18 protein-coding genes and 1 pseudogene are annotated in these 18,605 nt (G+C 49.3%); 1 reads left to right on the forward strand and 18 read right to left on the reverse strand.

What is annotated here, in order from left to right; all coding sequences use genetic code 11:
* Positions 1-306 precede the first annotated feature (306 nt).
* The 6 genes and pseudogenes from OVA10_RS22560 to OVA10_RS22585 form a co-directional block, all read right to left on the reverse strand.
* Complete coding sequence (locus OVA10_RS22560) at positions 307-1,920, reverse strand: type I restriction-modification system subunit M (protein WP_268196830.1); 1,614 nt, start codon at positions 1,918-1,920, stop codon at positions 307-309.
* Positions 1,917-3,116: an AAA family ATPase gene (locus tag OVA10_RS22565; RefSeq protein ID WP_268196831.1), complete on the reverse strand. Its 1,200-nt coding sequence runs from the start codon at positions 3,114-3,116 to the stop codon at positions 1,917-1,919. Before OVA10_RS22565 ends, OVA10_RS22560 begins: the two co-directional genes overlap by 4 nt.
* Entirely contained in the window at positions 3,113-4,354 is a 1,242-nt protein-coding gene (locus OVA10_RS22570; RefSeq protein WP_268196832.1) for a restriction endonuclease subunit S, read from the reverse strand. The genes OVA10_RS22565 and OVA10_RS22570 overlap by 4 nt, the downstream gene beginning before the upstream one ends.
* Positions 4,344-7,316 (reverse strand): type I restriction endonuclease subunit R, encoded by a 2,973-nt coding sequence (locus OVA10_RS22575; protein WP_268196833.1) that lies wholly within the window; start codon positions 7,314-7,316, stop codon positions 4,344-4,346. The genes OVA10_RS22570 and OVA10_RS22575 overlap by 11 nt, the downstream gene beginning before the upstream one ends.
* A gap of 535 nt (positions 7,317-7,851) precedes the next feature.
* Positions 7,852-8,178, reverse strand: a pseudogene (locus OVA10_RS22580) (YagK/YfjJ domain-containing protein); the annotation flags it as partial.
* Between the two features lie 29 nt (positions 8,179-8,207).
* Complete coding sequence (locus OVA10_RS22585; RefSeq protein WP_442787974.1) at positions 8,208-8,330, reverse strand: hypothetical protein; 123 nt, start codon at positions 8,328-8,330, stop codon at positions 8,208-8,210.
* Between the two features lie 121 nt (positions 8,331-8,451).
* Here OVA10_RS22585 and OVA10_RS22590 point away from each other — a divergent pair, with 121 nt between their 5' ends.
* Positions 8,452-9,585, forward strand: a complete 1,134-nt coding sequence (locus OVA10_RS22590; RefSeq protein WP_268196834.1) for an IS110 family transposase — start codon at positions 8,452-8,454, stop codon at positions 9,583-9,585.
* Between the two features lie 278 nt (positions 9,586-9,863).
* Here the strand turns inward: OVA10_RS22590 and OVA10_RS22595 are convergent, their stop codons facing one another.
* The 12 genes from OVA10_RS22595 to OVA10_RS22650 form a co-directional block, all read right to left on the reverse strand.
* Positions 9,864-10,019 carry a hypothetical protein gene (locus OVA10_RS22595; RefSeq protein ID WP_268196835.1) on the reverse strand — a complete coding sequence of 52 codons (156 nt, stop codon included), beginning with the start codon at positions 10,017-10,019 and terminating at the stop codon, positions 9,864-9,866.
* Between the two features lie 326 nt (positions 10,020-10,345).
* Positions 10,346-10,639: a hypothetical protein gene (locus OVA10_RS22600; RefSeq protein ID WP_268196836.1), complete on the reverse strand. Its 294-nt coding sequence runs from the start codon at positions 10,637-10,639 to the stop codon at positions 10,346-10,348.
* 122 nt (positions 10,640-10,761) lie between these two features.
* The gene (locus OVA10_RS22605; RefSeq protein WP_268196837.1) at positions 10,762-11,175 is read right to left on the reverse strand and encodes a helix-turn-helix domain-containing protein; all 414 of its coding nucleotides are present in this window, start codon (positions 11,173-11,175) and stop codon (positions 10,762-10,764) included.
* A 67-nt stretch (positions 11,176-11,242) separates the two neighbouring features.
* Positions 11,243-12,331 (reverse strand): acyltransferase family protein, encoded by a 1,089-nt coding sequence (locus tag OVA10_RS22610; RefSeq protein WP_268196838.1) that lies wholly within the window; start codon positions 12,329-12,331, stop codon positions 11,243-11,245.
* 36 nt (positions 12,332-12,367) lie between these two features.
* Positions 12,368-12,865, reverse strand: coding sequence for an MgtC/SapB family protein (locus tag OVA10_RS22615; protein WP_268196839.1), 498 nt, complete (start codon positions 12,863-12,865; stop codon positions 12,368-12,370).
* Between the two features lie 38 nt (positions 12,866-12,903).
* Positions 12,904-13,308 (reverse strand): ion channel, encoded by a 405-nt coding sequence (locus OVA10_RS22620; protein ID WP_268196840.1) that lies wholly within the window; start codon positions 13,306-13,308, stop codon positions 12,904-12,906.
* Between the two features lie 264 nt (positions 13,309-13,572).
* A complete protein-coding gene (locus tag OVA10_RS22625; RefSeq protein ID WP_268196841.1) occupies positions 13,573-13,941 on the reverse strand; it encodes a hypothetical protein in 369 nt (122 codons plus the stop codon).
* 153 nt (positions 13,942-14,094) lie between these two features.
* Complete coding sequence (locus OVA10_RS22630) at positions 14,095-14,433, reverse strand: glycine zipper family protein (protein WP_268196842.1); 339 nt, start codon at positions 14,431-14,433, stop codon at positions 14,095-14,097.
* Positions 14,434-14,515: 82 nt separating this feature from the next.
* Entirely contained in the window at positions 14,516-15,376 is an 861-nt protein-coding gene (gene mscS, locus OVA10_RS22635; protein WP_268196843.1) for a small-conductance mechanosensitive channel MscS, read from the reverse strand.
* A 617-nt stretch (positions 15,377-15,993) separates the two neighbouring features.
* Complete coding sequence (locus OVA10_RS22640; RefSeq protein WP_268196844.1) at positions 15,994-16,641, reverse strand: hypothetical protein; 648 nt, start codon at positions 16,639-16,641, stop codon at positions 15,994-15,996.
* Between the two features lie 29 nt (positions 16,642-16,670).
* The gene (locus OVA10_RS22645; RefSeq protein ID WP_268196845.1) at positions 16,671-18,047 is read right to left on the reverse strand and encodes a VasL domain-containing protein; all 1,377 of its coding nucleotides are present in this window, start codon (positions 18,045-18,047) and stop codon (positions 16,671-16,673) included.
* An 81-nt stretch (positions 18,048-18,128) separates the two neighbouring features.
* Positions 18,129-18,599 (reverse strand): hypothetical protein, encoded by a 471-nt coding sequence (locus tag OVA10_RS22650; RefSeq protein ID WP_268196846.1) that lies wholly within the window; start codon positions 18,597-18,599, stop codon positions 18,129-18,131.
* Positions 18,600-18,605: the final 6 nt, after the last annotated feature.

Below are 18,605 nucleotides of genomic sequence, written 5' to 3' on the forward strand. Positions count from 1 at the left end.
CGACCATTTTAAGCATACCTGAATCGTTTCGCTTATTCAATTTATCGCTATAGTTTCACTACTTTATTTAAACGCACTTGAACTTAATTAAAGTGTATTATTAAGGCACTACGTTCACTGAGTTTGAAATACTGAGCGTGATTTTCTTGATGCTAATCGGGAGAAGGGTGTTAGTCCGTTTGATTTCGCACGAAATTAAGCTCTATTCTGTACTAGAACAAACCAGTTAGATTGATTTTTCTTAGAATTTAAATCAAAAAAAGCCAACCAGAAGTTTTCTGGTTGGCTTTTGAATGGTTATTTATGTTATGGCAATGGGGATAATCCAAGCTCTTTAAGAAATTCGTTATGACTTTCTTTTGCTTTAGAGATTTCGCGCTCTATATCAACCAACTTTTTATGTTCCTCGCCGAGTTCGATTTTATCTTCTGGCACAGTTGTGCTGATATAACGGGAAATATTCAGGTTGAAGTCGTTAGATTTTATTTCTTCCAGTGGTACGCGACGGGAATAACGCTCTTCCTCTTTGCGGAACTGGTACGTGTCGACAATCTTGCTTATATGTTCCTTGTTAAGACGATTCTGCCGTTTGCCCTTCTCATAGCATTCACTGGAGCTGGCGTTGATAAACAATACGTCATCTGATTTTTTGCACTTTTTCAGTACCAGAATACATACCGGAATTCCTGTCGAAAAAAACAGATTAGCAGGTAAGCCGATCACGGTATCGATGTTGCCATCTTCCAGCAGTTTACGGCGGATGCGTTCCTCAGCCCCACCCCTGAATAGAACACCGTGCGGTAGAACGATTGCCATCGTGCCTTCTGGGGCAAGAAAATGGAAGCCGTGCAGCAAGAAGGCAAAATCGGCGGCGGATTTCGGTGCCAATCCATAGTTTTTGAATCGGAAATCTTCGCCCATGGCTTCGTTGGGTTCCCAACGATAGCTGAAAGGCGGGTTAGCCACTACTGCGTCAAAATGCATCTTTTTGGCAGGATTCGCTTCTTTAAGCATCACCCAATCATTGAGCAGGGAGTCGCCGTGAACAATCTCAAACTCAGAATCTTTTACGCCGTGTAGCAGCATGTTCATCCGTGCAAGGTTATAGGTAGTGATGTTCTTTTCCTGCCCATAAATCTTGCCGATGCCGTGTGCGCCGAGTTTATTACGCACATTAAGTAGTAGAGAGCCGGAGCCGCAGGCGAAGTCGAACACTTTATCCAGCCGTTTTTTCTTACCAGTGGTCGGATCCTGGCTGTCGAGAGTCACGATCTCAGACAGAATGCTGGAGATTTGCTGTGGGGTATAAAACTCACCTGCTTTTTTACCGGAACCAGCGGCAAACTGACCGATCAGGTATTCATAGGCATCGCCCAAAATATCGCTATTGGTGGAGAATTTGGCGATTCCTTTGGCGATTTCACCAATGATGGTGCAGAGTCGGGCATTACGGTCAGCATATTTTTTACCCAACTTGTCTGATGTCAGGTTAATTTCGGAGAACAGCCCCTGAAAGGTACTCTCGAAAGATTGATTCTCGATATAGTCAAACCCATCTTCCAGTGTGTTGAGCAGTTCGTCATTCTGCGTGCGAGCCATTTCGGCGATGCTGCTCCACAAAAACTTCGGCTTGATAACGTAATGTACCCGACGGCGCATCAACGCCTCAAAATCTTTGATGTCATCAGGATTATTTTTGTACCACAGACTCAATGGCGCGACGGTGGGTGTGTCTTTATTATCCGGGTATTCAGAACCTAATTCTTTTTGTGCGGCAGTTTCGTAGTTATCCGATAAGTAGCGCAAGAACAGAAACGAGAGCATATAGTCGCGGAAGTCGTCGGCATTCATTGCGCCACGCAGCGTGTCGGCAATATTCCATAAGGTATCACCCAGTTGTTTTTGGTCTTGTTCAGTCATGCTTGATCCACAGATTCAGGGAGTGCAACGGAAATTTCCGGTTGGGCAGTAGATGGCTGTGGTTTTTCAGCCAATAACTCCGGCAGCTCAAATTTATATTTATTCAGAAACGCGCTCAATATATTTTTAAATAAAATTCGGTTATCTTCGACCATTTCTCGGGGTTCATAGGTCGAATGTTTTCCATGGCTTAATAAGTTAAGTGCACGGGAATACAGCACCTCATCTTCTATTCCGTGAATACAATCGGAGAAGTCACTATAGCCAAAGAAAGTTGACGTTTTTTCTAGAATGCTGCGCAGCATGTTGAAATGGTGCGTATAGATTTTATTGCTCGCAACCGCCTGCTGTAACTCGCTTAGCATGGCGACATGATGGAAGAATGGCGTATCTTCGGTGGCCCGCAGCGTATAAGTGTTGGTGCCTTTTTCACAGTAAAAGAAGTACGTTTTGGGCTTCGCTTTTTTAAGCTCGTTGCACATCACATTGAAAAACAGGCCATGATGTGAAGAAATCACTGTTTTCAGCTTGCCTTTTCCGCGCCGGAGCAGGCGTGCCAGATCGCTGGCGATAGCAATGGCATTGTTGTCATCCAGCGAGGAAATGGGATCGTCTATATAAAGGAATTTTACCCAGCTATACGGACTTACTTCGTCACCATCAATGGCCAGTTCGCAGATCGCCAGATAGATGCACCAGATAAAAATATTTTCCTCACCGCGCGAGACTTTAATATGGGTTGTATCTTCTTGGTAGAAAGTGACCGTCCATTCTTCGTAGTCAATGCGAAAATTGAAATTGGCGTAGCGTTCCAGATAAGCGAAGATCTTCTCTTCTAACGCCAGTTCTCTTAGACCAGCAAAGAATTTTGACGCTGAATTGATGCGCAATACTCGCTCGGTATCTCCGTTCAAATCGTTATCCCAGTAGAACAAATCCTCGGTATAGGCGTTAAAGTAGAGGGTGTCGCCCTTTATTTCTTCGATCATCAGCGGTTGGCCAACATGATCACCAACGCTAAACGGGCGATGAGTTTTCTTTTTCCCTTTATCTTTAAATGCCATCGACAGGCGCGTTTTACCTGTACCGTTATAGGCATAGAGCAGCACAAAGTCGGTATTGCTCAAGTCGTCGCGCAGGCGAGTAACAATGCGTTCCATAGTTTTGTAGCTGTAAACTTTTGGCTTGTTGCTCATGCGGTAACCTCATCCATTGAAGGGAAAAGCTGTTGCATCATGCCGATCTTGTGGGTTTTAAGGGCTGTCAGTTTTTGGCTTTCGGCAGCAATGAGATTGTCAAGAGATGAAAGACAATCAGCGATCTTCTGCTGTTCATTTAATTTTGGCAATAAAATCAATGTATTTCGTAAACTGTCCATGTTTATTTTGCATGGAACGGCATTTAGTAATGATTTTGCATGAATCTCAGCCTGATATCGATTGGATTGCATAAAGTAGTGCAAATAAAAAGAGTCGAATAACTTTGATTTTTTGATGACTGCTAATGTGACATAGATACTAAAGTCATAGTCCCAATCTACTACTTTTGAAAAACCAATCTTCCCAATTCTGGTTAATAAAATATCACCTTTCTCTGGTTTGTTCTTCTTTGTTGAGGAAATAAAATCATCCTTTGAAATTAATTTATTTTCTTTGCCGCTAACAATATTTTCAACGCTAAAAAAAGGAATACCTTCACGTTTATAACTTGGGGTTTGATGTGTCCCATCGAAAATCGAAGGGGAAACGTCAGAAAGTTTTTTTTCCCCCCATGATGATTCATTTCGAAACTCACTAAACCGCAACTCCGGCACCACCTCTCCCTCAGCCGGAAATAACTTCTGCATCAGTCCTTTTTTATACTGCTGAAGTGTATCAATTTTCTGAGTTTGTAAAGAAATCACTTTATCAAGCGAAGAAAGGCAATCAGCAATTTTTTTCTGTTCTTTTTCTTTTGAGGGGATTTGTACTGTTATTTTTTCAATAAAATTAACAGATAATCCCGGCTGAGCTTGACCAATAGCGTATTGGTTAAGCTTTAGCTTATTTAAACAATAAAAAAGCCAATTATTGTTAACACCTTTGCTTGGTGTGACAACAACTGCGTGTTCAGTAGCATAGAAGTCTCCATTTGCAAAAGTAATATTTCCGCATAATGCTCCTTGGCGACCAATAAGCGAGTATTCACCAGTATGTGAGTATTCATCTGTAAAACCACGCAAACCGTTACCGCCGTAGCAAGGATATAATCCTTCTGCGGGGGGCTGATTTATTTTTGACGCCGATATAAATTTGCCTGCTTTCATGTGACAAATTGATTGCAGTTGCTTTTCTTGCCATTCCTTTTCATCGCAAAACTCTGGAAACCTCAACTCAGGAACCCGTATTAGCGTCTCTTTTTTACCCTGCTCTGAATTCTTTATTTCACTGTTCATACGCCGCCAACCCCGAAATCTCTCTACCTTGCGCCAGTTTATGTAACAACGGCGCTAAATCTTCCATCAACGCCAGACTCTTCTGCGTTCTCGCCTTCCAGCCCAAGTCCAGCGGAGCCAGCAAATCACTTAACTGTTCCCCGTCAAAAATCATTCGTTGCATAATTACATCAACAAACGCCTGTAATGCTGTGCTTTCCAGCCCGTGCTGTTCCGCTACTGCCGCCAATTCATAAGTAAATTTCTGTGCTTTGAACGTTTCATAGCCCTGAAGGATCGCTTCTTTACTCTCATTCATGCCGGGTTCCAGCGTATAGATATAAGCGGTAAGCTCCTCAAGGTCATCGGCAAACTTCGCATCTGCGCAAATCAGGCCAATCAACTGCTCACGGGTCATCTTCTGTTTGTCGGGCTTGCTTTGGGTGTAACGGGACAGCAGACCCATAATGTAGTCGTAGTCGATTACCGCCGAGGCAAACAGCACAAACTCAAAGTCTAGTTCCTGCACTTCAGGGGTAACGGTAGCGTCATTTTTTTCCTGCTGCGCTTTCAATCGCTGTGCAGTGCTCAGATATACACCGCGGAAAGCACGTAAGGTATTTTCCGGCAACGTCTGCTCAATGCTGGCGACATTCTCCGGCGTCAGATCAGTGTATTGATCGAGCTGGGTTTTCAGTCGCTGTATCTCTTTAAATAGGTTAATAAACTGGCTGCGGGCTTCGTCCCCTTTCAGGTTCGCCACTTCTTCCGGCGCACAGGTCAGCCCCTGCGAGGTCATAAAGCTGTCCAACGTGGCGACTGCCTGTTCTAGTTCGCCGATCACCACCGGTGCCGCATCAACCAGCCATATCTCTTTGGCGTGTTCCTTTTTCTCGCCGGAAAACAGCGCGATGGCGTCATTAACCGCATCCTGTTGCTGGCGGAAATCCATCACCTTGCCGTAAGGCTTGGTGTCGTTTAGCACGCGATTTGTACGTGAAAAGGCCTGAATCAGCCCGTGGTGTTTCAGATTTTTGTCGACATACAACGTATTCAAGAATTTGGAGTCAAAACCAGTCAGCAGCATATCAACCACAATCGTCACGTCAATTTTCTGTGCGTGGGCATAATCCCGGTTCGGGTACTGTTGCGCCTTAATACGTGACTGCACATCCTGATAATACAGGTCGAAGTTATTGATATCGTAATTGGTGCCGTAGCGGATATTGTAGTCGGCAATGATCTTCTTCAATGCCGCTTTCTTTTCTTCCGGCGCTTCTTCGTTATCTGCTTTTTCCTGTGGCAAATCTTCCTGAATTTGCTGTACGTCTTTGTTGCCTTCGGCAGGTGGCGAGAACACGCAAGCGATATTCAGCGGAGTGAAAGTGCTGTCTTCTGCAACCCGTATTGCCTGGATCTCCTGAAACAGCCGGTGATACTCAATGGCGTGATTGATCGACGCGGTAGCCAGAATCGCGTTGAATTTACGCCCGGCGGTAGTGGCGTCATGTTTATCCAGAATTGCCCTGACCACAGCCTCTTGCGCAAGCATTTCACCGGGTTTCAACCGCCCCTTACCTTCCGCTTTGTAATATTCGATGTGGAAGCGCAACACGTTACGATCTTCGATTGCGTGAGTGATGGTATAAGCGTGAAGCTGCTTCTGGAATACGTCTTGCGTGGTGACAATCGATTTTTCCTGCCCGTCAATCTGCTTATAGGTGCCGTTTTCCGGGAAAATTGGCGTACCGGTAAAGCCAAATAACTGGGCGTTGGGGAAGAATTCTTTAATGGCCTGATGGTTATCGCCAAACTGGGAGCGGTGACACTCGTCGAAAATAAACACCATGCGTTTATTTCGTAGTGATTCCAGTCGTGCTTTATAGTTACGCTTATTGTTACCATCCAGCGCCAGACCAAGCTTCTGAATGGTGGTGACGATCACCTTATCGGCGTAGTCGTCGGATAACAGGCGGCGAACTAGCGCTTCGGTATTAGTATTTTCCTCCACACATCCGGCCTGAAACTTGTTGAATTCCTCTCGGGTTTGCCTGTCGAGATCTTTACGGTCAACGACAAACAGGCACTTTTCAATATCTGGATTATCTTTCAGCAGCGTCGACGCCTTAAAAGAGGTCAGTGTTTTGCCACTGCCGGTGGTGTGCCAGATATAGCCGTTGCCTCGGCGTTGGTGTATGCAGTCGACAATAGCCCGTACAGCGTAAATCTGGTAAGGCCGCATCATCAGCATTTTTTGCTCGCTGGCGACCAGCACCATATAGCGGCTAATGGTTTCGCCGAGCGTACATTTAGCGAGGAACTTGTCGGCAAACGTATCAAGCTGAGTGATCTTCCGGTTGCTCTCATCGGCAAGCTGGTAAAGCGGCAGAAAACGCTCGTCTGCGTCAAAGCTGAAGTGGCGATCGTTATTGTTGGCAAAATACCATGTGTCGCTGCGGTTACTGACGATAAACAGTTGCAGGTAGCAGAGTAGGGTACGGTTGTAACCATTGCCGGGGTCATTTTTGTAATCAACTATCTGCTGCATGGCGCGACGTGGGCTGATCGCCAGAGACTTGAGCTCAATTTGTACCACCGGAATGCCGTTGATCAGCAACAGCACATCGTAGCGGTGATGGCTGTTATCGGTATTTATTCGTAGCTGATTGACACATTCAAAGGTGTTTTTGCACCAGTCTTTGATATTGACCAGCGTGTAGTGCAGCGGGGTACCGTCGTCGCGCTCGAAACTGCTGCGCTCGCGCAGTCGGGTGGCAGCAGTAAAGACATCCTGAGTGATCGTCAGTTCCATCAGCCGGGAAAATTCACTGTCAGTCAGATGTACCCGGTTCAGTTCTTCGAATTTCTCGCGGAAATTGCGCTCCAACGCAGCGCGATCACGAATATCAGAACGGTGGACGTATTTGAGATTAGTTAGTTTGGTGATCAGATCTTGTTCAATTTGCTTTTCTGTTGTTGTCATGTGTAGCACCAGTTTGTTGGGCATCCTTTGTTGAACAGGCTTGGTCCTATCGCCAACTTAAATTCTGTCAATGAGGAGCTATGCTTTGTTATGCAATTTTTAAAAAAATGCATTTGTTCCCGCCCTGTAAAGCAACAATAAAACTTACGTAATAAAGAGGCCTTAACACTTTCCTCTCGGCGTCAAGAGTCTCTATGAGCAGGTATAAGGTGGAGAAGGCATAGCTACCGCACAGCGTTGCACTAAAAGCTGCCGCTCCTCATAAAGTGTTGGTCTATTTTTAACCAATTGCGTTAACAATGGTTCGTCATTGTACCGTGCTTTCTGACAAACTTAAGATCTAAAAAGAGTGTCACAAGGATAGGGGCCAATCCAGGACTTAAGACATGGCAGGCGTAAGCCGTGCTTAAAGTGCAGGTCTACGCCATGCTGTTGAATGGATTAAAAGGATTAAGAAGAGCATAGCGGTGCTGTTGTCACACGATGGGGTCATGACGTAAATAAAGCGCCATCAGCAAAAACGATGTATGGAATCTCAGCTCTGACTACAGCCGAAAGAGCGTTCCTTCCTGTTGTAATCTTTGGTGCGTCCTTTCGCAAAATAACTTAACCGAAACGTCAGTTGGTCATAAGATTCTTTGTAGCCAGCGGAATTAATGTCCAGATAATAAAGTGGATTATCGGGAAAACGGGCTAGCGCCCCGTGCTCTGAGCGGTGACTAAGCTGTAAGGCACTCAGCCAGGCCTCTCGTATCAGAGACGCTAGGCCCGTCCCGTCTTCTTTGTAACTCCCCAAACTATTGAACGTATCGTTATTGACGAACAACACCATGTGGTAATGCGATTTCAGATTAAGCTCACCTGACCTGCCCCCAGGATTAGATACAACCTTCAGTTAGTAATGTCAGTTGGTTTTTCTTCATATTTCCCGTTTAGCCAGTCCGCTGCAAATTCAGCTGGCGTCTGGTAATCCAGCGATGAATGTGGACGGCACTCGTTATAATCGTAAGACATAATGACTTTCCGTGAGACAGGCGCTGGCCAACGTGGGATATTGAACGCGTGTTAACATCGTTGCCAGTGCCGCATGGGTGAGCTGTTGCTACACCCCGGTATTTCCATCACGGAGGCCAGCATGAACAACAATAGCACGTTGTACGTCGGATTAGATGTTCACAAAGAATCCATTTCTGTTGCCTATGCCATCAATTCAGAACAAGTTGAATTTATGGGTAAAATTAGCTCGACACCCACTGAGATTGAACGTCTTTGCAAGCGCCTGCAGTCAAAGTCATCTCAGGTAAGTATCGTTTATGAGGCCGGCCCCTGCGGCTATGGCCTTTATCGGCGACTGGTGAAGTTCGGCTTTGATTGCATGGTCTGTGCCCCTTCGCTTATGCCAAAAAAACCGGGCGAACGGATCAAAACTGACCGGCGTGATGCCATCAGACTGGTGCGCTCACTACGTGCCGGAGATCTTTCTGCTGTCTACGTACCCGGTATTGAAGATGAGGCATTCAGAGATTTGGCCCGGGCATGGGCATCTGCCCGCGATGATTTACGGCATGCCCGACAACGACTGAAGTCGTTTCTTCTGGTCCATGGGATCCATTATGCCGGACGGGCTGACTGGGGGCCAGCGCACCGACGCTGGCTCAGCAAATACTCATTCGAGAGTCCCTGGCGGCAATTAGCTTTCGACGAGCACCGCCGCACAATAGAAGACCGGCTGGCACAATGCGAACGGCTGGAGTCAGCCCTGAGGGAGGCGGTTACCGAATGGAGACTTTACCCTGTGGTGGAAGCTCTGCAGGCGATGCGGGGAATTCAGTTTATTACGGCAATTGGATTGATTTCTGAACTGGGCGACCTGACCCGTTTCGAACATCCTCGACAGCTAATGTCATGGTTTGGTATCACTCCATCGGAATATTCGTCAGGTGGAAACAGACATCAGGGCAGCATTACTAAAGCCGGGAACAGCTTTGCAAGGAAACTGCTGGTTGAAGCTGCGTGGAGTTACCGGCATCCGGCACGTATCAGTCCGGCAATACAAAATCGTCAGGAACATTTACCCCGCCCCGTCATTGACAGGGCATGGGATGCTCAGGTCAGGCTTTGCAGAAGGTATCGAAAACTTCAGGCAAAGGGGAAGCATGTCAATATAACGATTGTTGCTGTTGCGCGAGAACTGGCGGGTTTTATCTGGGATATCGGTCGGATAGCAATGTCATTGACACGGCAATCACAACATCAAAAACCAGCATGACGACAGAGGCATCATTTAAAGAAGAAAGATGTATCAGTTTCCTGAAGGCGGCGTAGCCCGGTACAAGAGTAACCCACGTTTACGCTTAGCGACGGCGGAACAGAGCCAATTCGCGACGTAAGAAAGTGGCAGGCTCATATGACGGACCTCTGTAATGCGGTACCCAACCCGCGAATATCAGCGTGATTCACCGTCGGATTTACTGCTACGTCGCCCTCAGGGAATTAGACCCAAAAGATAATTGCAAAAAACCAGAGGTTTCGGTTTGACCCGGAAAGTCATATCAGTGTTAACGCAAGAAGCAGCAGGATCTTGATGTCTACCTGATAAGGCATGCCGACCGACAGCGTTGTGATAATCAAAACGAGTATGGAGTAAGCCGCGGTTTTACCCGGCTGGTTTGTTGATGCTGAGTTCGTTTGTTCTGAAGACATAACTATCCATGATTAATAGGGAATTTTGCTGACAAGTGCAAAATGGCGTCAAGTCGATCCCGGTCAGGCATCCTTCCGATCACTCCGGGGATGCGCAGGGATTACCGTTGCATTACCACTCAGACAGATCGCCCAATTATCGTTCTCACTCACGGTAATACGCACATCAGTAACTTGCTCAAAACGGTAATACTGCTCTGTTCTTCGCTGCCGGGACTTACACAATTAAATTTTTGTCTATCGGCCACTCCAATCCGTACAGGCTCTCAGGTCAACCAAAGGCTGATGCCTGGTCTGGCGGATAAAAATACAGTACCTTCGACAGCTCAGTTAACGGGTCGGGGCTGCATTTTGGTTATAGCCTGTTCGATTTCATCATCTTCCGGATTTTCATTCGTTGCTATCAGGAAACATTTACCATCATAACGATGATAATGGCGTACGTTGTAGCTTATCTTTTTTTGTACAAGAACTTCAGATGGAAAATGAGGAGAACAATACTTCGCCATGGGTACGTATATTGAGTTAACTTCAAGACAATCGGTTAAAGGACCATTGTAACACCGTCCATCATGCTCACCACCTATAACAAGATAATCGAAATATATACGTTCATTCATATTGTCACCCTAAACGTGTTCCTTAGCCGTATCAAAAATATAATAAATTGAATTTTAATGTGTTCCTCATCGAGAAATAACCATAATTTATTCAGTTTTTTTTCTGTCGACCAGCGTCCGACTCATAAGTTACTCAATTCTTTCCCCCGGAAAATGACAAGATCAGAAGGCTTTATCCAGCGTTTGCGGTATTCACCGGGTGAAAGACCAAATTCTCTTCTGAAGCAACGATAAAAAGTTGAGATATCTTCAAAACCCAGTCCGAAGGCGATATCTGATATGCCAGCATCATTTTCACGCAGTAAGCGGGCCGCCGCACCCAGCTTTCTTAGACGAATATAACGGGCAATCGGCTCGCCGGTGACAGATGTGAACATATGCTGCAGATAAAATGTTGAGTAGCCAGACCTCCTGACAATATCCTTTACCGACAGCGGATGATGGATATTCTTATCTATCCAGTCAAGCAGTTCGTGAATGGCCATGCTGATATTGTACATCGTGCCGGAATGCAGGCCATTAATTTCTGATGACATATTCCCCCTTCATTATCTGTATCTGCCGGCCAGCGTATAAAAATTTGAGTGCATTGCAACTTTCATTTTAAATTTTTTTGAGAACATACTTCACAGTAATCTTTTCAGCCATTGCAATACCAGCTTTAAGTGCCGCCGAAATCCTTTCCGTCGTTATCAATGCGAGCAACCAGAACAACGTCGCCTGGGTCGCATTCAGTTCAGCCATATTGATGTTAGCACTGATAAAGATAATGACGACATGCTGAATAAGCATAATAATGTATGCTCTGGAAGCCAGACCGGATACGTTATTATTAAGCCTGAAACGTATAAAGCCCCGGTTAATAACCGGATAGCAGGCATGTAAAATAAACAGAAACGCCACGGAAAAAAACAGGCTGCGTGGCGCAAGTGGGAAAAGGATTTCCCGGATACTTTTCTGTGAAAGGTCAGACACCGCACATCCGCCAAGAATAACGACCATGCCCGTCACAGCAAGCAGGATCCGCCACTTAAAGAACCAGGGCAGAAAATGCATAAACAGCATACCGAACGCAAAGTCACATATCCGCACCTGAGCTGACCAGTACGGATTAGCAAGTGTACTGTCGTAGCACAGAACGCTGACAGTAAGCGCTGCAGACATCGTCAGCAACGGCGCCAGCTGCATTATCCGGAAAACCAGCGGTGCAATAGCATAATGCAGAATGATACAGCCAATGAACCATTCACCGGTAAGATATGCTGTTTCCACTCCCCAGATGCCATGAAGGTAGTGGTCAATACCGACGAGGGTGGGAAGAAACGCGATAACGTTTTTCTCACCATTCATCAGCTGCTCCAGCGGGTTCACCGGATAGCGGAAGTAAAACCCCAGTACCAGCAGTATAAGTGCTGCTGTAAAATACACCATGTTGTAGGGTATCAGGACCGAACAGGTCCGCCTGACGTAGTATTCGCGAAGGCTATAGCGCGTCAGGGAAACATATGCCAGCGCACCGGATATCATAAAAAAAATCGAAACGCCGAGCCTGCCAATCCCGCCCGTAAGATATTCGCGCGGAAAGGTAATCAGAGTGCTGTTATCAAACATATAGGCATAATGCGAGGTTATTACCAGCAGAACGGCAGTAAGGCGCAGAAAGTCCAGAAAGGTGTTACGTGTTGAGAGCATATTCAGGGGATTTTCCAGATCTGGTAAGAGGATAATTTAGCTGCCCTGACGGGGCAGCGTCGTTTTCTCATGTCGCCTGTGCACGCCCTTCTGGAGACTCAGGACTTTGCGCTCAAGGTAGTCGACCCCCGCCAGTATTCCCACCACCAGTCCGGTCATTATGAGCGCCTGCAGAGCAAGACCCAGACCTATCATTGCGCCCGTTGCCGCCATCATCCAGACCGTAGCGGCGGATGTTGCACCCGTCACGATACCATCGCGCGTCATCATGACGCCGGCCCCTAAAAAGCCCACACCGGTAATCAGCTGTCCCAGCACACGAGCCCGGTCGGCGGCATCCGCAGTAACAGCACCCAGCATGGCGAGGAAGCAGTAGCTCCCGAGGACAATTAACGTGGAGGTCCGGATGCCAATCGGCTTGCCGCGCAGCTGGCGTTCAAGGCCCACGGCAAAGCCACACAGCAGGCAGGTCGCTATCTGTCCTGAGGTGAAGGGAAGCAGCAGAGTCTCTGCTGCGGGTAAAGTCAGATGCATGGGTTACTCACTCAGATAAGAAAATATTCATGGACAAACTATTTTGACCCGGGCCGTAGCGTAGCCAGTACCCGGGAAAGGAGTGCGACCGTCCAGCCTGCCAGCAAGACCCCGACCAGACCTTCTGCCGCACCAGTTATGCGAAGATGTGCAGGCAGCAATACGTCGCCGTAGCCCACCGTCGCGTAACTTGCCAGCGAAAAATACAGGGCGGTTGCCACATCGCTGAAGCCTGAGCGCCAGTAATAAAAGAGAGCAAAACACGTCGCCTCGATAAAATGGATCATCAGCATCGAAACACAGATGCGAACCAGTATCATAACCAGCCTGACGGTGTCGGTGACTTTCCCGGGCACAAGCCTCAGAATATGCAGACTCCAGAGCGTATGAATAACCACCATGAGTGACATCAGCGCCGCAAGCCATATCAGCTGCAAAAACATGAAAACTCCATAACACAATACCGGGGCACACAATCGCCATATATGAGAAAGATCGCCGTGCGCAAATGCAGACCGGTTAATACAGGATTGAAACTGGTGTAACCGACAGCGCATCAGTGCACCTGCAAAATGGCATTCTGGTCGGGCACGATCTTCCCCTCGTCGGTATTCGCGATTTGGTACCGCTCTTCTGGATGCATTTGCACCGCCGGTAACTCGTTGCTGTGGCTCTGTGTCAGTTGCCATGGTTTGCCACAGACAAGACTACATTTCGCCGCCCTTCAGACACAGCGCGGTGAGTCCCCGGAAAAAATCCCCCACGCTGATATCTGCCTGCACCGGCAAAGGCGCGCCCCGCAACCGGCACAACACCCATGCGGGTGAGAGCGACAGGCTCTCCTGCGGAGTCAAAAGATATTCATGTGGCAGGAGGGAAAAGAGCTCCCGCAGGGCATTTTCATCAGATGGAAATCTAATGCCAAAACGCCATTCCGCTTCGTGAAGCAGCTCCTCCATGTCATCACTGCAGAATCCCAGACCTGAAACAAGCCGGGTTTCTGTCGTAATAAAACCCGGGGCACTGTCGCAGCGACTGCGGATCAGATGGATAACCTCCGCGAGTGAGGGGGGCATAAATTTACCTGTACGAGTTGATGTGATGGCGCATAAGCCCGGAGCGTTTTCTGTTCTGCCTTAAAAAGCCCTTTTACTAAGCAGCCAGAACTCGTGCCGCCAGTCCACGCGATCGGCAGAAAGGGCAGTATGTTCGCTGCCCTGTCTCGTTTATTAGTGCAGGGCCTCGCCGGCCAGTCCGCCTGCGCCCGCCCCCGTGACGGCACCTTTCACCACGCTTTTACCCGTTGCGGCCGCGACGACTGCACCGGTAGCTGCGCCTGCCGCACCGCCCTGTCGGGCTGCCTTGCCTGTGTCACCGCTTTTGGTCATTGCTCCGGTGCCTGCACCGACAACCGCGCCCCCGACGGCTGATTTCACATCCTTCCCGGCAGCAGCGCCGACGGTTGCGCCAACAACGGCACCGGTCGCTGTTTTATCCATTGCCACGGCGGATACGGCAGGTAACAGCGCGCTCAGTAACACAAACGCACACGTTATTTTTTTGTTCATTGCTTCATTTCCTTTAGTTCATTGAGTCTGATGAAACTCTTAATCACACGACAACCGTCTGGTTGCACGGGATGAGCATGGTTCAGTTTCTATCTAGCCTGTCGCCATTTCGGATGCTGACATCCATCTGCGGGCGTGGTGCAGGAATACCGTTGTCGTCGAGCCCGCGCTTGATGGCTTCCGTCAGGTCAAACCAGACATCCCAGTAAAGGGCGGTATCCGTCCAGCAGCGCACCACGAAGTTCAGGGCCGGCGGCGCCATCTCGTTCAGTCGTACCGTGATGCCATTTTCCTGGATAATCCGGGCATCGGCCGTAACGACATTACTCACCACGCGCTTCACCTGCTCAATATCGGCAGACCAGGCAACCGACACGGTGATATCCACCCTGCGACGCGGCTCGCGCGAGAAGTTGATAATGTCCCCGGCGATGATTTTGCCGTTCGGCACGATAATGATTTTGTTGTCAGGCGTGCGCAGGGTGGTGGAAAAGATATTCACCCGGTCAACCGTACCGGCCACGCCGCCCACATCCACAAACTCACCGGTACGCAGGGGACGCAGCGTCACCAGCAGCACGCCGGCGGCGAAGTTCGACAGCGAACCCTGCAGGGCAAGCCCCACAGCCAGACCGGCGGCCCCCATCACGGCAATGACCGACGCGGTCTGGACACCCAGGCGGCCGAGTACGGCAATGATGGTGAAGGACACGATGGCATAGCGGACCATGACCGCAAGGAAGCCCGACACCGTCACGTCAATCCCGCGACGGGAGAGCACCCGCTCCAGCGCCGTACCGACAAGGCGGGCAAGTATCAGTCCGGTAATTAACAGAACGGCGGCCGAAATAATATTGACCGCATATTCGGTTAATAACCCCTGGTTTTTTACAAGCCACTCACCGGCCTTATCAACTTCATCTGTAATGTTCAGTTCTTTCATTTACTACTCCATTTTAAAATCTCACCCAAACGGGTGCTGGTTGAAAATAAGTTCAGGAAATGACGCTCCGTCATCCTGTATATACAGGTCGCATATATCACCCGTAAAAAAAAGTAAATACGACAAAGCCGGCAAGTAATAAGGCACTCAGTATCCACGGCAGTAAATATCGACCCCATCGTCCGGAAAAGGGGCTTATGACTTTACAGTGTCCACACTGTGTGGCATCAGTTGAAATAAGCGCCCCACAATGCCGGCATGGTCTTATGATTTCTTGACGCTCCAGACCCTCCCTAATTAAAATATAAAGTTACTCACAGCATTTCTTTGCTATTTCTTTTTTGATTTGATTTTTCACTTGCGAATTTCGAATGTTACGAACCGCGCCAGGGATTTATGATGCGGGGTGGATATAAGCGAAATATCGTTATTGCTTAAAGTGGGATTTAAATTAACGATGCCTGTCAGCGGGCCGTTATTGCGTATTCCGCTCCGGGCGGGCATGGTCTGGCATCGACGTTACGGGAAAATGCTCACCACAAAGTTGAGGCGTTGCCTGTGGCGGACAGCACGGTTCGCCTGGCGTTATCCGGCACTAAAGACAACTGGCTAACGCATCACGCCTTAAGCTCGCGGCAAAGAGCCCGTTTTTTTTTGAGTAATCGCTCGCGGGCCTTCTCCACTGCTCGTTTTGTTCTGTCCGGAAACAGTGTTGCCTGCTGCTCAGCAATGCTGAGATGAATGTTTTCCTCCAGCAGCCTCCACTCTGCGTCGCTCCACGGACGAAACCCCTCGCGGCTGCTGCTTGATTTACGAAGCCCCATTCTTCCCGCAATTATTTTGATAGCCTCAGGGGTTCTGCCTGGCAGCAGATTAAGCACCCCGGAACCGATAGCAGGATAGTGTTCCTTCAGAATTCGACGCTCCTCCTCCCGCCAGTACCTGCCGCTGGTCACTCCCAGCGTATCGGCCCGGGTAAAGACAGCCGAAGACGTTCTGTCTTTAAGAAGCGTCGCAATGAATGCAGCGCCTGCGCCTGAAGCATAGTGCTGACGAATGATATCGTCTTCTTCTGCGGTCCATCGTGGCGATGCCTTTTCCTGACAGTCCAGTTTATGAGCCATCAGGCGAACGGAGCCGGGCGTTCGCCCCAGAATGCGGGCAAGCTCAGGCAGGGGCATGGTACGGTAGTTGACCTCCAGAAAAGTGAGGTCTGCAGCTGACCATTCGCACCAGTGATTTCTGTGAAGCTCGTTCTCATCCATTGAAACTCCGAAAATACGCGTAGGGACGGTTACTGGCGTTCTGTTACGGCGGAATACCGCGTGATTAACTGCTTAAGATGCAGTTCTGTCTGCATCTTTTGCGCGGCCGGGATTGTCTGTGAAAGACCCGGAATGCTCATTTGCCGCAGCTGTTCTTCAACCGGTACCGTTTTACCAAATGCTTGTGTAGCAGCAAAAACCTGTGATTTGAGCTCGCTGACCGTCATGTATTTCCCTTTCTGCTCATCCAGCCCGTTCAGCCTGTCGCTCAGTTTTTGCAGGATTGTCATTCCCTGATGCCAGCCGTTCAGCTGTTCCGCTGGCAGTAAGGCGCTACTGAGCTGCTGTTCCCACTGTTGTACCAGAGGCTTAGCCTGCTCCGGCCACAGCGTCCGTGCCTGTTCAGCGAGTTTTCTGCCATAGGCGATATTCCAGTCGGGAGGTAATTTTTCCAGCCTGGCCAGCTGCTGCTGTGTCTGAGCGATTACCTGTGGTGGTAACGATGACCGCTGTTGCAGAATGGCCAGTTGCTCAGGCGTGAGCACTGCCGGTAACGGTGCCAGGGAGGCGGCAAACTGAATCTGTAGCGGGTCGGAACGGTGAAGAGACTGCCAGACGAATGCGGCAGCTGAGCTTATCAGCAGCATGGTACACATCCCGCCCGCGAAGGATTTCCACTTTTTAACCGGAGCGGGCTTTGTCAACAGCACTTCCACATTTGGCTGCGGTTCCGGTTGCGCGACATATACCCACTTCACTGCACTGCCTGGCTCCCTGAAATCGTCATCCGGACCACCAGCAAGGTCTCTCGAGGCTGCTGTCGAACCATTCATTATGGTGGAAGGCAACACGATACCGGGCTGAATGTTCGCTCCGGTGCCATCGCTGTTTTCCAGCCGGACGGCGCTGTTGTGCATCAGGGTACGCAGCACATCCAGCTGGCTCAGATGCTTAAGCTCCAGGCGCTGCAGTACCGTACCCAGACGGCCAAGCAGCTGTTCCGCCCGGTACAGCTGGCTGAGGTCGCCGTAATTCAGCGCCAGCGTGCGCATCCGCTGCTGCAGGCGCAGGCTCAGGCTGCTGAGGATTTCCATGCGGGCATGCACCGGCTGCGGCCAGAGCGTCCCCCACTGATGGCTTATCAGTGCTTCCAGTATTGCCAGCCCCTCATTGAGGCCGGACAGGCCGGCCAGTTGCATACGGGCAAGCGTATACCAGGCTGCCGTCTGCAGCTCCACGCCGTTCTGCTCAAACAGTGAGAGGCAGAGTTTTTCGGCATATCGCCAGTCAACATCCGGACGCGCCGGATGCGTCAGTTTGCACAGCTCATCGCGCAGGGCGGCATAATCCGGCAGCGCCCTGGGGTCGCCACCGGTTTTGATTTTACGGGGAGTCATGTTATTCACGGCTGAATATCCATATCAGAATGACGGACGTTGTTTTCTGGTTAAGCGGCTTCGCGCGGGTTTGCGGGCTCTGCAGGTCCGCTATGGCAGCCGCGATAAAATCAGGCCAAAAAATGCGCCTTCGTCAAAATGCTCTCCCGGCATGGCCGGTGCCCCTGGCTGAGTCAGTCGCCAGTCGTTAAGCTGACCTGCCTGCATGAATAAACGCCCCACTGAAGTGATGCACCCTTCTGCGTGAAGGGTCACGTCCACACGTCCGACCACGCTCTGGCCGTACAAAAATACCGGCGTAAACTTTACCGCCCGGTCGTCCACGCGCAGAACGATGCCGTCGATATCAAATGCTCCGACCTCCGCCAGCAGGTCCGTAACGCAGACGCTGAAGGTCCCCACCTTCAGGCCGGTACCGTCGAGCCACGCGTCCATCTGCTCCTGAAGCAGCGTCATTCTCAGGTGAAACTCTGCGATATCGGCCTGACGCCAGGTGGCTGATGCAACCGGAGCGGGCTGTCCGGCCTGCTCCTGTTTCAGAAACTGTGATTTTAGTGACATAATGTT

Origin of the sequence: Lelliottia sp. SL45, assembly GCF_026672535.1 — a bacterium.
Lineage (GTDB): Bacteria > Pseudomonadota > Gammaproteobacteria > Enterobacterales > Enterobacteriaceae > Enterobacter > Enterobacter nimipressuralis.

Bases quoted from the DNA above. Each gene is read 5' to 3' on its own strand.
- OVA10_RS22625 (WP_268196841.1), bottom strand. From the start codon at position 13,941: ATGCCCCCCTCACTCGCGGAGGTTATCCATCTGATCCGCAGTCGCTGC.
- OVA10_RS22610 (WP_268196838.1), bottom strand. From the start codon at position 12,331: ATGCTCTCAACACGTAACACCTTTCTGGACTTTCTGCGCCTTACTGCC.
- OVA10_RS22605 (WP_268196837.1), bottom strand. From the start codon at position 11,175: ATGTCATCAGAAATTAATGGCCTGCATTCCGGCACGATGTACAATATC.
- OVA10_RS22620 (WP_268196840.1), bottom strand. From the start codon at position 13,308: ATGTTTTTGCAGCTGATATGGCTTGCGGCGCTGATGTCACTCATGGTG.
- mscS (WP_268196843.1), bottom strand. From the start codon at position 15,376: ATGAAAGAACTGAACATTACAGATGAAGTTGATAAGGCCGGTGAGTGG.
- OVA10_RS22575 (WP_268196833.1), bottom strand. From the start codon at position 7,316: ATGACAACAACAGAAAAGCAAATTGAACAAGATCTGATCACCAAACTA.
- OVA10_RS22650 (WP_268196846.1), bottom strand. From the start codon at position 18,599: ATGTCACTAAAATCACAGTTTCTGAAACAGGAGCAGGCCGGACAGCCC.
- OVA10_RS22560 (WP_268196830.1), bottom strand. From the start codon at position 1,920: ATGACTGAACAAGACCAAAAACAACTGGGTGATACCTTATGGAATATT.
- OVA10_RS22590 (WP_268196834.1), top strand. From the start codon at position 8,452: ATGAACAACAATAGCACGTTGTACGTCGGATTAGATGTTCACAAAGAA.
- OVA10_RS22585 (WP_442787974.1), bottom strand. From the start codon at position 8,330: ATGTCTTACGATTATAACGAGTGCCGTCCACATTCATCGCTGGATTAC.
- OVA10_RS22640 (WP_268196844.1), bottom strand. From the start codon at position 16,641: ATGGATGAGAACGAGCTTCACAGAAATCACTGGTGCGAATGGTCAGCT.
- OVA10_RS22615 (WP_268196839.1), bottom strand. From the start codon at position 12,865: ATGCATCTGACTTTACCCGCAGCAGAGACTCTGCTGCTTCCCTTCACC.
- OVA10_RS22600 (WP_268196836.1), bottom strand. From the start codon at position 10,639: ATGAATGAACGTATATATTTCGATTATCTTGTTATAGGTGGTGAGCAT.
- OVA10_RS22570 (WP_268196832.1), bottom strand. From the start codon at position 4,354: ATGAACAGTGAAATAAAGAATTCAGAGCAGGGTAAAAAAGAGACGCTA.
- OVA10_RS22630 (WP_268196842.1), bottom strand. From the start codon at position 14,433: ATGAACAAAAAAATAACGTGTGCGTTTGTGTTACTGAGCGCGCTGTTA.
- OVA10_RS22595 (WP_268196835.1), bottom strand. From the start codon at position 10,019: ATGTCTTCAGAACAAACGAACTCAGCATCAACAAACCAGCCGGGTAAA.
- OVA10_RS22565 (WP_268196831.1), bottom strand. From the start codon at position 3,116: ATGAGCAACAAGCCAAAAGTTTACAGCTACAAAACTATGGAACGCATT.